Consider the following 12,323-nt stretch of genomic DNA (forward strand, 5'->3'; position numbering starts at 1 on the left):
ATGTATTAGTTAAATAGTACATTTGAATTTATAAGCTATATAAATCTTTCAAAATTTTTTGCAGAAAATGTTATGTCACGTATAGTAATCATATTACTGCTTTTATTCACATCCGCATGTAGCTCAAGTCTGCAACAGCTACAAAAAGTAAAGCCTACGGGAAATACATATCAGATACGCCTTGCTAACGAGTATCTGCAATATGCCGAGGCGGAAGCCGATCAGTATGACTGGTATGACTCGGGACATTTTGCACGTAAAGGGCTGCGTTCTGCCAAAGGGATTGAAGTAGAGCCTGAACAATTGGAATATTGGGATATTAAAAACGAGGATTTGCCGACATTACGGCAGGCACGCCGATACCTGATATCAACCCTTGACAATGACATGAAAAGAAATCACCCCAAAGAAGCGGCTAAGGCTATGTTCTTGTTTGATTGCTGGGTTGAGCAAACAGAAGAGGTGTGGCAGGAAACGCACATATCCTATTGTCGTGAAAAATTTTATGAGACCTTAGACGGGCTATATATTTTAGCCGAAAACGACCGCAAAGCTAAAGAAGAAATGCTTGCTATGACCGAACAAAAGGTTGCCGAAGTCGCCATACCTGAAATTCAAAAAGACCTTTCTACCGACATAATAAATTCAAGAATGACCGAGGGCATAAAGCTATCGGACTATGCGGATAAAACAGGTGAAAATAATACCGACAAAGCCGGAACGGGAGGACCTCTTGTTTGCGATGCCGACTGCACAAATAAAGTAGAGAAACGGTTATTGTATTTTGCATTTGATAGTGCCGCTATAACCGGCCGAACTAAACGTGTACTTCATGAAGTAACCACAAAATTACAAGACGTTGAAAGCTACGAAATAACCTTAAACGGCTACGCCGATAGGGTAGGACATGAAGATTATAATATGGAGCTTTCAAAAAAAAGGGCGGAAGCCGTAAAGAAAGAGCTGATTGAAAAAGGCATACCTTCGGAACAAATAGTCATTTATGCCTTTGGTGAGATTCACGGCATAATTGAAACTAATGATGAAATAGCGGAAAAAGAGAACCGTTCGGTTCAGATAATCCTTGAAATGTAGTTTATAACTTGACCTTATTGCAATGGAAGCTATTTTATACTCTAAAAAAACATGAGAACCGTAAGTGAAACTAAAAACTGACAAAACACAAGAAAACTCACCTCTTTTTACATTAAAGTCTCTTGTTAAGTCAGACCTGAAAAAAGTAGATAAACTTATATATAGCCTGATTGTTAATAAAATTGATTTAATCCCTCAAATTTCAGAGCATACAATATCATCGGGGGGAAAGAGGCTTAGACCTATACTAACTTTGGCAAGTGCCAAGCTATGCGGATATACCGGCACTTCCCATATTGATTTGGCTGCATGTGTGGAATTTATCCATACCGCCACTTTATTGCACGATGATGTTGTCGACAAAAGCGATTTAAGACGTGGCGAACAGACTGCAAACAGCCTGTGGGGAAACAAGGAAAGCATTTTAGTCGGTGATTATCTTTTGGGAAAATCATTTCACTTAATGGGTGCGGCAAAATCTCTGGATATATACCGAATACTGTCTAACGCAGCCGTTGTAATTTCCGAAGGAGAAGTTTTACAATTATCGGCCTCAGGCAACATAGACGGCGGTAAGAATAAATATTTTGAAATAATTTCCGCAAAAACTGCCGAACTATTTGCAGCAGCCGCACAGGTAAGTGCCGTAATTGCAAAAAGAACCGATGAAGAAATACAAGCCGTAAGAAATTTCGGATTTAATTTAGGAATAGCATTCCAGATAGTTGACGACCTTCTTGATTATTTTTCCAATAACGATGTAATGGGCAAAAGCGTCGGTGATGATTTCAAAGAACAAAAAGTTACGCTTCCCGTAATATACGCTTATGAAAAAGCAACCGCTGACGAACAAAACTTCTGGAAAAGATGCATTAACGAAGGTAGGCAATCTGAAAATGATATAGAAACTGCAATTAACTACATGAAATCGCATAATATATACGATACGGTCATGAACAAGGCATTTGAATACGCAGATATCGCCAAACAATCATTAAGTATATTTAACGACTCCGACTATAAAACGGCACTTTTAGACATAGCTGATTTTTCAGTAAAAAGAACAAGTTAGATTTTAAAGAATTGCAAAAATGAAAAAACTACTCTCCCCTTGCCGGAGAGTTAAAAACACAAAGTGTTTTTGTGAGGGGTAGAAACTCGCAATTGGTTGCTATATCTACATTTGTCACCCCTCCATCAGGGTGACAAATGTAATTAATTATTCCGACTAAGCAGCATTAGATAACGAATCAACATTTTTTATCCAGTCCGCCAGCCCCCTAATACCTTCCAAGGTATAAGCACAATATTTTTCAACAAACTCATCGTTGATTTCTTCTTTTTCAGCAGCTTTTAACGCTTTTGTACCGTCAAAATCAACATATGCAAGGCGTGCTGATAAATATTCGGCAGGAATACCGAACACGGCACTATGTAATAACGCTACGCCTGTCTTTTTCAATATTTCCAGACATAGTTTCTCAGATGTATTAATACCTTGAGCATTGAACTTTTCTTTAAACGGAGTGAAGTCAACATAGAAATAAAAACCGCCCTCTGCCTCATGCACCTTAATGCCCGCAGCGGTTAAAGCCGCATGTGATTTTGCAGCAAGTATTTTCAAGATAGCACGCTGATTCGCCAGATATTTTTGGGTAACTTCGTCATTTTTGTAAGCAACAACGGCAGCATTTTGTTCAGGAGCGTTAGCACAAGAATAAGTTTCAGACGCAATACCGAGCAATACGGTTTTCAAATCGTCCATTCCCTCAGGCAGGAACGCAAGACCGATTCTCCAGCCACCGGCACCCGACCATTTAGAAAGACCCGAAGTAATGATAGTACCTTCAGGATAATAAGTTGCCAGACTTTCAAAAGTGGCATCATGGGTTAAGAAAGCGTATATTTCATCGGCAAGCACAAGAATCTTATGTTTTTTCATAACAGTAGCCAATGCTTTTAACTGTTCTTTTGTATAAGTTAGCCCTTCAGGGTTGCCCGGATAATTCAATATCATAATCTTTTGTTTACCGTCACGGCATTTTGAACAAGCGGCATCTAAAGCTTCAGGCTCAACTCTCCAGCGATTATCAAAAGAACTTTCAACACGCACAACATTATGCCCTAAAAGATGGGCTTGCGGCTCATACGAAACCCATGCAGGAGAAGGGATAAGCACGTCAGCTTCTTTAAATGCAGCCATTACGGCGTATAATAGGATTTTAGAACCCGTGCCTACCAAGCAATTTTCAGGCTTAAGGTTCAAACCTTGCATTTCATTGTGAAATTTAGTAGCAGCTTCCCTTAGTGCCGGCAGCCCTTGCACAGGAATATATCCATGCTCATGTGCATTATCTTTTAATGCCTGAATAACTCTGTCTACGGGTCTAAACGGAGATTGTCCGAAACCAAGTTTATAGATTTTCTCACCTTTTGACTGTGCAAGACGTGATTGCTCGTTAATCAACAAAGTTTGCGAAGGCTCAACTGTTCTAAGAGATTTTAAAAAGCTCATGGCTACTCACCGAATTAATGTTACAAAACATAATAAAAAGAAGACAATATCACCGGTTTTCGTATGGTGCAAGCAAATATTAATAGGTTAAGATACATAATTTGATGCACATAAACGACAATTAAATATTGATAAAAAGGACAAAAACCGTTAAAAAGTTACAACTTTGGTTGATATTTCGTCATGCTGAATTTATTTCAGCATCTACAATATATTCAAACAGATACTGAAACAAGTTCAGTATGACAATAGTAATAGACATGGAAAAGCAAAAATGAAGCCGTTACCTAATAAATATGACCACAAGGAAACCGAAAGCCGTTGGCAAAAAGCATGGGAAGAAAACAAGGTCTATGCATGGGACGAGTCACAGCCGCGTGAGAATACTTATGTGATAGATACCCCTCCCCCGACCGTTTCGGGCTTGTTACATATGGGGCATGTCTTTTCATACTCGCAGGCTGATTTTATTGCGCGCTATCAGCGTATGAAAGGGAAAACGGTATTTTACCCTATGGGCTTTGATGATAACGGCCTGCCCACGGAACGCTTGGTAGAAAAAGTAAAAAAAGTACGCCCTACCGATATGAGCCGTGAAGACTTCATAAAACTATGCGAGGGCGTTTCGGAAGAAGCCCGCAAGGAATTCCGTAAATTATTTGAAGAAATTGCACTATCTGTAGACTGGAAACAGGAATATCACACAATTTCAGAAGATAGCCGTAAGATTTCGCAGCTTTCATTTTTAGACTTATTTAATAAAGAAAGAGCATATCGCAAACTGCAACCTATGCTTTGGGATCCTGTTGACCAAACGGCAATTGCACAGGCAGAAATTGAAGATAAGGAAATGCCTAGCCAAAAGAATTATATACATTTTGGCTTGGAGGGTGACGAATCACGTAACTTAGAAATAATGACCACTCGTCCTGAGTTGCTTGGGGCGTGTGTTGCGGTTATTTATAACCCTAATGACGAACGTTACAAGGATTTAGAAGGCAAACAGGCAATAACTCCTGTTTTCGGTGTTAAAGTTCCTATTATCGCCGATGAAAAAGTTGATATGGAAAAAGGCACAGGACTTGTTATGTGCTGTACGTTTGGTGACGAAACGGATATCGCTTGGTGGCGTGAACATGACTTGCCAACAAGAATGCTTTTAAATAAGTATGGGAAAATTATAGAAGCAAATTTTGTTTATAGTGATGATTTACAAACTTCAGATGAAAGTATTAGCCTAATATACTTTCCAAACGAAGGAAGTTCTGTCAGAAGTACAGAATCCGATGCTCATGGAGCTAATTACAGAGATAACATTACTAAAAACAATTGTGACAACCTTAGCAAAACTGCAAAAGCTTTCAGAAAAATCCAAGGACTAAAGTCAAGAACTACCGCTCGTGAGAAAATGCTAGAGTTGTTAGCCGAAGAAGGAGCGATTTTTAAAGAACCCGAAATAACCGTACACGCCGAGCCTTGTGCCGAGCGTTCAGGCTCTCCGCTTGAGATTTTACCAACTAATCAATGGTTTGTAAAAATTCTTGATCAAAAGGAAGAATTAAAGAAAAAAGCTGAGGAATGTAACTGGTACCCTGAATTTATGAAAGTTCGCATTGATCAGTGGATTGATGGGCTTTCATGGGATTGGTGTATATCTCGTCAGCGTTATTTCGGTGTGCCGTTTCCTGTTTGGTATTCAAAGCGAGCAGGCGAAGAAGGCAAAATAATTATAGCCGAGCCTGACCAACTTCCCGTAAACCCACTTGTTGACTTGCCGAAAGGCTATAGCCGTGAAGAAGTTGAAGCAGAAGCCGACGTAATGGACACATGGGCAACCAGCTCTGTTAGTCCGCAGCTTTCATCAAGAGGGATAAATGCAGGTGAATTCCCTCTCCATGAGGGAGAGAGAGCAAGGGAGCAAGGAAGCCTTGTATTAGATGCCAACCGTCACAAAAAGCTTTTCCCTGCTGATTTGCGCCCCCAAGCGCACGAGATTATCCGCACATGGGCATTTTACACAATAGTAAAAGCTCACTTGCATGAAGATACTATCCCTTGGAAAAACCTGATGATTTCAGGATGGTGTCTGGCATCTGACAAAACTAAAATGAGCAAATCTAAAGGCAATGTCGTAACTCCGGTTGACCTGATTGAAGAAAAAGGCTCTGATGTAGTGCGTTTCTGGGCTTCAACTTCTCGCCTTGGAGCTGATACGGCATACTCGGAAGATGTTTTAAAAATAGGTAAAAAACTAGTTACAAAGCTTTGGAATGCAACAAAATTTGCAGCTATACATCTTGATAAACTGACGCAAAAACCATCAACAGCAAAAGCCGATGTAGAGTCAGGAATTATCAATGAACCACTAGATTTATGGATACTCACAAGATTAAATAAAACCATTAAAAAATCTACAGAACAATTTGATAAATACGAATATTGCAACGCACGCACAGCAACAGAAGACTTCTTCTGGAACGACTTTTGCGATAATTATTTAGAGCTTGTAAAAACACGTGTTTATGGTGAAGCGGAGGGAACAACTAAAGAAGGTCAACAAAGCGCCGTTCACACAATATATCATTGTTTAGACGGAATTTTGCGTTTGTTCGCTCCGATTATTCCACACATAACCGAAGAACTATACGCCCATATTTTCGATGATAAAATTGAAGAATTCGGCGGTTCTATTCATGCTCGTGGAACATGGTTAAACTATGAGGACTACCCAGTAGATGAGGCGGCAGAAGAATCAGGCATTGCATGTGTCAGCATCTTAGATGCGGTTAGAAAAATGAAAGCCGAGCGTAATGTTTCTATAAAATGGCCTCTGAATTTCATAGCTATATCAAATGATGATGTGAAAGAGAAAATCAGACCTCTAACCGAAGACCTCAAGAATGTTACAAACTCGTCCGAAATAATATTCGGCGAACAGGTGACTAAAGACGGTCAGGGGCAAACCATAGAAACAACAAACGGCTATAAAATAACCGCTGAGTTTGCAACGGAAAATTCTGATGCGGCTTAGTAAAAATGTTATGCTGAATTTATTTCAGCACAGCATGCGTAACACCCCTCTTACATAGTTAGGGTTAATTACTAATCTTCTCCCTAGCCCATTTATGTCCAAGCTCCGCAGCTCTTTTATACCACTTCATTGCCTCAGCGTCATTTTTCGGGATACCGCTGGTTTCCATTGAATACATACGGGCAAGATAATAGCATGCATTAGCATGACCCTGTTCGGCTGCCGCCTTATACCACCTTTGTGCCTCGGTTGGAATTAGAGGAACTCCCCGCCCCGTATCAAACATCAAGGCAAGATGATATTGAGCTTTAGCGTCACCATCTATGGCATGCTCCTTAACATAATCAATATCTTCTTGTGTAACTCCGTCTAAAAAAGACATTTCGTTTAATAAATGTACGCTCATAATAATTTCCCCATATTATTTTTTCTTTAAAGGAACTACCCTGCCCTTCAAAGGTTCTAAATCTTTTTTAACCTCAACATCCAGATGCACCAATATTTCAGCATTTGGAAGAAACTTCAAGATTTTCATTTCAATATCATCTGAAATAGCATGTGCATTTATAAGCGATAAATTGCCGTCAAGCTCAAGATGAAATTGTATAAACGGCTTGATTCCCGAACTTCTGGTTCTCAAGTCATGAACTCCTTTGACATTTTTACTTGTCATTATACAATCAATTATTTTTGCCCTGTCGTCGTCAGAGAACTCTTTATCCATCAATTTATCGAACGCATCTTTGCCGACTGAAAAAGCACTTTTGAATATATGGATAGCAACAATAAGTGCAAGTAAAGGGTCAATCCATTGTAGCTTAAACAACACTGATGAAACAAATGATATAATAACCAATAAGTTTACAAAAAGGTCGGTTTTATAATGCAATGAATCGGCTTTAATTGCACCGGAATTAGTTTTTGAAATTACATATTTTTGATAAGACAACAACATTAAGGTAAGTAGGCTTGATATAATCATAACACCAATACCGGCAATATGGTTGCTAACCTCTTGTGGATTCATAAACCTTGCTATTGCCTCTGCAAATATAAACAGACCTGAACCTGCTATAAACACACTTTGGGAGAATGCGGCTATATCCTCAGCCTTGCCATGCCCGAAGCGATGATCCTCATCGGCAGGCTGCAACGAATATCTTACTGCTATAAAGGTAACTATTGACGCAATAACATCAAGCATCGAATCTATCAAAGAAGAAAGAAGGCTCAATGAATCGGTCATGAACCACGCTATAAGTTTGATAAAAATTATTAAAATAGCTACACTTACCGACATAAATGTCGCTATTTTCAATAATTTTACTGCCTCTTTGTTAGAAATTTCCATAGTTTTCTTTATAAATTATAAAAAAAACTTTTGAAATATAAAATATTCCTGTTATAACAAAAACGTTATATAAAAATGAACTTTAAATTTAAATACACTACCGGTTTTTATACTTATTTTAGGAGATAACAGTATTATGCGTTTAAAAAGCTATGTAGCGTCATTATCGCTTTTATCATTTCTTACGGCATGCCAGCCCGGCTCAATGCAAAGTTTTGAAAATATTTTCACAAAAGAAAATGTAGGAACTGCTACAGGGGCGGTAGGCGGTGCATGGATCGGCTCTAATGTCGGTAAGGGAAAAGGCAATATTGCCGCCATTGCTGCGGGTACACTGCTTGGGGCGGCACTGGGAAAATCAATCGGAGCTTCACTGGACAGAGCCGATATGGCATATTATGACCGCACATCAAGAGAAGCCCTTGAATATAAAAGGAACGGGCAGACTTCAACTTGGGTAAACCCTGATAACGGTAACTCAGGGACTATAACCCCTATAAAAACATATCAAACAAGCACCGGAACTCATTGCCGTGAATATTCACAGACAATATCTGTGAACGGCAGACACGAGGAGGCTTATGGCACTGCTTGCCGTCAGCCTGACGGAACTTGGAAGATTCAGAATTAATTTAAAATAAAACCAGAGAATACTTACTATGAATACTACGCCAAAAGGCAATTTAATGGAAGGTAAACGCGGTTTAATAATGGGCGTTGCCAATAATAAATCTCTCGCATGGGGAATATCAAAAGCATGCGGTGACCAAGGTGCGAAACTTGCATTTACATATCAGGGCGAAGCCTTGAAAAAAAGGGTTACCCCACTAGCCGAGTCATTAGGCTCGGATATAATTTTACCTTGCGATGTAACGGACAGCTCAAGTATTGATGCTACGTTTGCGGAAATTGAAAAAAAATGGGGTACATTAGACTTTGTCGTACATGCCATAGCCTATTCCGATAAAGACGAACTTACAGGTAAATATGTCGATACATCGCCTGAAAACTTCACAAAGACAATGAATATATCATGTTATTCTTTCACCGCTATCGCTAAAAAAGCTTCAAAGCTGATGCAAAACGGAGGAAGCATGGTAACATTGACTTACTACGGTTCGGAAAAGGTTATGCCTCATTACAATGTTATGGGAGTTGCTAAAGCTGCACTTGAAGCAAGTGTGAAATATCTTGCCGTGGATTTAGGCGGAAATAACATAAGGGTAAATTCCATATCGGCAGGACCTGTAAAAACTCTTGCGGCTTCAGGAATCGGCGATTTTCGTTACATCTTAAAATGGAATGAATATAATTCACCGCTTAGACGTAATACTACCATTGAAGATGTCGGCGGTGCCGGTGTTTTCTTACTGAGTGACCTAGGTAGCGGCACTACAGGTGAAAACTTACACGTAGATTCAGGGTATCACGTTGTCGGCATGAAAAATGCAGATGCACCCGATATCTCAACTATTTAAATCATTTAATAAAAACTATAACTAAAAAAGGGATTAACATGACAGAACGAAAAATTTACAAGGACATTGAAACTTTGAAAAACCCTGAAGTAGCAACTGCTTATCTTCAAAAAGCCATAGAATCTTTTACAAAAACAGGAGAAGCGAAAACCTTCCTTGCAGCCCTTCGTAAGCTTACTAAAGCTCAGGGCGGTATGACTGCATTATCTCGCAGAACCGGAATTAACAGACAAAATCTATATAGAACTTTTGCTTCTACAGGAAATCCGAAGTTCAAATCATTAGGTACTATACTAAGAGGCTTAGGATACACACTTACAATAGAGCCTGTCAAAGCTAACGAGCAGATTAAGCAGGACATCGACAGCACTATCGAGAAGATAATTGCCAATACTCAAATCGAAGAAGAATTAGCATAGATGGCTACAAACAGCTTCGGGAAGCTTTTTACTTTTACCACATGGGGTGAAAGTCACGGTGAAGCAATCGGTTGTGTTGTAGACGGAGTTCCTCCTCTGATTTCTCTTTCGGAGGAGGATATACAGCCTTTTTTAGACAAAAGGAAACCGGGGCAATCACGATTTACCACCCAAAGAAAAGAAAGCGACACTGTAAAAATACTTTCAGGTGTTTTTAAAGGTAAAACCACAGGTACACCGATAAGCCTTATTATCCATAATGAAGATCAGCGTTCTAAAGACTATGGCGATATAAAAGATAAATTTCGCCCCGGACATGCTGATTTCACCTATATGCAAAAATACGGTATCCGTGACTACCGAGGCGGCGGGCGTTCCAGTGCAAGGGAAACCGCAATGCGTGTTGCAGCAGGAGCCGTAGCACGTAAAATTTTAGGTGATTCCATAAAAATAAGAGCAGCATTAGTTCAAATCGGAGCTGAAAAAATCAATACGGAAAATTGGGACTGGAATGAAGTTAATAACAATCCGTTCTTCTGCCCCGATAAAGAAGCTGCAAAAAATTGGGAAAATTATCTTGATAAAATAAGGAAAAACGGCTCTTCCATAGGTGCTGTAATTGAAGTTCGGGCAGAAGGCGTACCTGCCGGTTGGGGAGCACCTCTTTATAATAAATTAGATTCTGATTTAGCCGCCGCATTTATGACAATTAATGCCGTAAAAGGTGTTGAGATTGGAGCGGGAATGGCTGCGGCAGAATTAACAGGCGAAGAAAACGCTGATGAGATAAGAATTGATAAACAAGGCAATCCGCAATTCCTTTCAAATAACGCAGGCGGTATATTAGGAGGAATTTCCAGCGGTCAGCCTATAATTGCCAGATTTAGCGTAAAACCTACAAGCTCAATTCTTACACCGAGAAAAACTATTGACCAAGCCGGAAACGAGCATGAAATAATCACCAAAGGCAGACATGATCCTTGCGTTGGTATTCGTGCGGTTCCTATCGGCGAGGCTATGATGGCATGCGTGCTTGCCGACCACAAGATGATTCACAAAGCTCAGTGTGGGTAATTTAATACTCCCTATCCACTATATATTCTGCAAGCTCCCTTAAAAGGTCTGCTTGTTTGCCGAAAGTATGAAGATGCCTTACAGCCTGTTCAGCCAATATCCTTGCTTGCTCTTTGGCTTTTTTAACACCCATAGCACTAACAAACGTTGCCTTATCGGAGGATTTATCGATTCTTTTTTTATCACCCTTCTTAGAACCGTCACCGGCTTTAGCGTCCAGTAAATCATCAGTAATCTGAAATGCCAGACCGATATCATGAGCATAACCTTTCATCAATTTCCTTAAATGCTCAGGTGCATTTCCAAGAATAGCACCGCCCTCACATGATACGGCAAATAACTCGCCCGTCTTTAATCTTTGTAAATTAATTATCTCATTAATACTCATCTTACGCTGATCGGAATCCAGATCAACCATCTGTCCACCAACCATACCGTTTGCCCCAGCCGCTTTTGCCATACATTTTACCAACTCACACCTTACGGCATGGCTTGAATGCGTCGAGCGGTCTGAAAGTATCTCAAATGCAAATGTTAAAAGAGCATCTCCTGCCAAAATAGCCGTAGCTTCATCAAATTTAACATGACAGCTTGGCTTCCCTCTCCTTACATCATCATCATCCATTGCAGGCAAGTCGTCATGTATCAATGAATATGTGTGGACAAACTCAATTGCCGCCGCAAGCTGTAGGGAAGAAGATGTGCTAACGCCAAAAAGATTTGCGGTTGTAACCGTCAAAAAAGGTCTGAGCCTTTTACCCTCGGATAAGGCAGAATACCTCATTGCCTCATATAGTCTGGTTTGTGTGCCTTCCCCTGCTTCGGGCAGAAGCAAATCCATCTTTTCATAAAGACTATCAGAAACACTTTGTAATACCTTATCTAAATCCGACATGTTTATTACCTATAAATATTTGATTAGTTTTTGCTCCTCACCACCAAAACCGAACGGTCGGAGTGCCTGACAACTTTAGCAGCATTAGGTCCTAGAAGATAGTCTTTTAGTCCGGGTTTATGAGCCGACATTATTATTAAATCGGCATCAATAGTTTTTGCCGTTTTAATAATGCATTCATAAACGGAGCCTTTAGCCACTATGTTTCTTACCTTTATATCATCAGGAATATTTGCATCAACAAATTCATGTAACGCTTCTTTTGTTTTATCTACAACCCTGTCAATTGAACCTTTAGGGAAATATTGCTGCACAAGGCTCATTCCGTAATCGGACACAACTGCCATAACGTGTAATTTTGCACCAAGTGCTTTTGAATGTTCAATTGCCGCCGGCAAAGAATCTTTCCACGAGCCTTCTTCCGCAATATCAACGGGATAAAGTATATTTTTATACATCGCATTA

Annotated in this window: 12 protein-coding genes; 7 read left to right on the top strand and 5 right to left on the bottom strand. The window is 39.8% G+C overall.

Going from position 1 to position 12,323, the window contains the following annotated elements:
• The first annotated feature begins 72 nt into the window (after positions 1-72).
• Together O2942_04920 and O2942_04925 are read left to right on the top strand one after the other, a co-directional pair.
• A complete protein-coding gene (locus O2942_04920) occupies positions 73-1,095 on the top strand; it encodes an OmpA family protein (protein MDA0781592.1) in 1,023 nt (340 codons plus the stop codon).
• Between the two features lie 64 nt (positions 1,096-1,159).
• On the top strand, positions 1,160-2,167 hold the full coding sequence (locus O2942_04925) for a polyprenyl synthetase family protein (protein ID MDA0781593.1): 1,008 nt from the start codon (positions 1,160-1,162) through the stop codon (positions 2,165-2,167).
• Between the two features lie 156 nt (positions 2,168-2,323).
• On the opposite strand, the gene O2942_04930 is transcribed toward O2942_04925, so the two are convergent.
• On the bottom strand, positions 2,324-3,610 hold the full coding sequence (locus O2942_04930) for an aminotransferase class I/II-fold pyridoxal phosphate-dependent enzyme (GenBank protein MDA0781594.1): 1,287 nt from the start codon (positions 3,608-3,610) through the stop codon (positions 2,324-2,326).
• A gap of 274 nt (positions 3,611-3,884) precedes the next feature.
• Between O2942_04930 and O2942_04935 the strand changes: the two genes are divergently transcribed.
• Positions 3,885-6,641 carry a valine--tRNA ligase gene (locus O2942_04935; protein ID MDA0781595.1) on the top strand — a complete coding sequence of 919 codons (2,757 nt, stop codon included), beginning with the start codon at positions 3,885-3,887 and terminating at the stop codon, positions 6,639-6,641.
• A 64-nt stretch (positions 6,642-6,705) separates the two neighbouring features.
• Here the strand turns inward: O2942_04935 and O2942_04940 are convergent, their stop codons facing one another.
• Together O2942_04940 and O2942_04945 are read right to left on the bottom strand one after the other, a co-directional pair.
• The gene (locus O2942_04940) at positions 6,706-7,047 is read right to left on the bottom strand and encodes a tetratricopeptide repeat protein (GenBank protein MDA0781596.1); all 342 of its coding nucleotides are present in this window, start codon (positions 7,045-7,047) and stop codon (positions 6,706-6,708) included.
• 15 nt (positions 7,048-7,062) lie between these two features.
• A complete protein-coding gene (locus tag O2942_04945) occupies positions 7,063-7,992 on the bottom strand; it encodes a cation diffusion facilitator family transporter (GenBank protein MDA0781597.1) in 930 nt (309 codons plus the stop codon).
• Between the two features lie 136 nt (positions 7,993-8,128).
• Between O2942_04945 and O2942_04950 the strand changes: the two genes are divergently transcribed.
• From O2942_04950 to aroC, 4 genes are read left to right on the top strand one after another with little or no spacing between them, the layout of a single operon-like run.
• Positions 8,129-8,623: an RT0821/Lpp0805 family surface protein gene (locus O2942_04950; GenBank protein MDA0781598.1), complete on the top strand. Its 495-nt coding sequence runs from the start codon at positions 8,129-8,131 to the stop codon at positions 8,621-8,623.
• Positions 8,624-8,651: 28 nt separating this feature from the next.
• Positions 8,652-9,470 carry an enoyl-ACP reductase FabI gene (gene fabI / locus O2942_04955; protein MDA0781599.1) on the top strand — a complete coding sequence of 273 codons (819 nt, stop codon included), beginning with the start codon at positions 8,652-8,654 and terminating at the stop codon, positions 9,468-9,470.
• Between the two features lie 38 nt (positions 9,471-9,508).
• A complete protein-coding gene (locus O2942_04960) occupies positions 9,509-9,889 on the top strand; it encodes a putative addiction module antidote protein (GenBank protein MDA0781600.1) in 381 nt (126 codons plus the stop codon).
• Positions 9,890-10,963 (top strand): chorismate synthase, encoded by a 1,074-nt coding sequence (gene aroC / locus O2942_04965; protein ID MDA0781601.1) that lies wholly within the window; start codon positions 9,890-9,892, stop codon positions 10,961-10,963. It abuts the gene before it with no gap.
• 1 nt (position 10,964) lies between these two features.
• On the opposite strand, the gene O2942_04970 is transcribed toward aroC, so the two are convergent.
• Together O2942_04970 and O2942_04975 are read right to left on the bottom strand one after the other, a co-directional pair.
• Complete coding sequence (locus O2942_04970) at positions 10,965-11,858, bottom strand: polyprenyl synthetase family protein (GenBank protein MDA0781602.1); 894 nt, start codon at positions 11,856-11,858, stop codon at positions 10,965-10,967.
• 23 nt (positions 11,859-11,881) lie between these two features.
• Positions 11,882-12,316: a universal stress protein gene (locus O2942_04975; protein MDA0781603.1), complete on the bottom strand. Its 435-nt coding sequence runs from the start codon at positions 12,314-12,316 to the stop codon at positions 11,882-11,884.
• Between the last annotated feature and the right edge of the window lie 7 nt (positions 12,317-12,323).

It is taken from the genome of Pseudomonadota bacterium (assembly GCA_027620075.1).
GTDB lineage: Bacteria > Pseudomonadota > Alphaproteobacteria > Rickettsiales > UBA6187 > 1-14-0-20-39-49.

Excerpts from the sequence above, each read along its gene's own strand:
- O2942_04920 (MDA0781592.1), top strand. The coding sequence starts at position 73 with ATGTCACGTATAGTAATCATATTACTGCTTTTATTCACATCCGCATGT.
- O2942_04930 (MDA0781594.1), bottom strand. The coding sequence starts at position 3,610 with ATGAGCTTTTTAAAATCTCTTAGAACAGTTGAGCCTTCGCAAACTTTG.
- O2942_04935 (MDA0781595.1), top strand. The coding sequence starts at position 3,885 with ATGAAGCCGTTACCTAATAAATATGACCACAAGGAAACCGAAAGCCGT.
- O2942_04940 (MDA0781596.1), bottom strand. The coding sequence starts at position 7,047 with ATGAGCGTACATTTATTAAACGAAATGTCTTTTTTAGACGGAGTTACA.
- O2942_04945 (MDA0781597.1), bottom strand. The coding sequence starts at position 7,992 with ATGGAAATTTCTAACAAAGAGGCAGTAAAATTATTGAAAATAGCGACA.
- O2942_04950 (MDA0781598.1), top strand. The coding sequence starts at position 8,129 with ATGCGTTTAAAAAGCTATGTAGCGTCATTATCGCTTTTATCATTTCTT.
- fabI (MDA0781599.1), top strand. The coding sequence starts at position 8,652 with ATGAATACTACGCCAAAAGGCAATTTAATGGAAGGTAAACGCGGTTTA.
- O2942_04960 (MDA0781600.1), top strand. The coding sequence starts at position 9,509 with ATGACAGAACGAAAAATTTACAAGGACATTGAAACTTTGAAAAACCCT.
- aroC (MDA0781601.1), top strand. The coding sequence starts at position 9,890 with ATGGCTACAAACAGCTTCGGGAAGCTTTTTACTTTTACCACATGGGGT.
- O2942_04970 (MDA0781602.1), bottom strand. The coding sequence starts at position 11,858 with ATGTCGGATTTAGATAAGGTATTACAAAGTGTTTCTGATAGTCTTTAT.
- O2942_04975 (MDA0781603.1), bottom strand. The coding sequence starts at position 12,316 with ATGTATAAAAATATACTTTATCCCGTTGATATTGCGGAAGAAGGCTCG.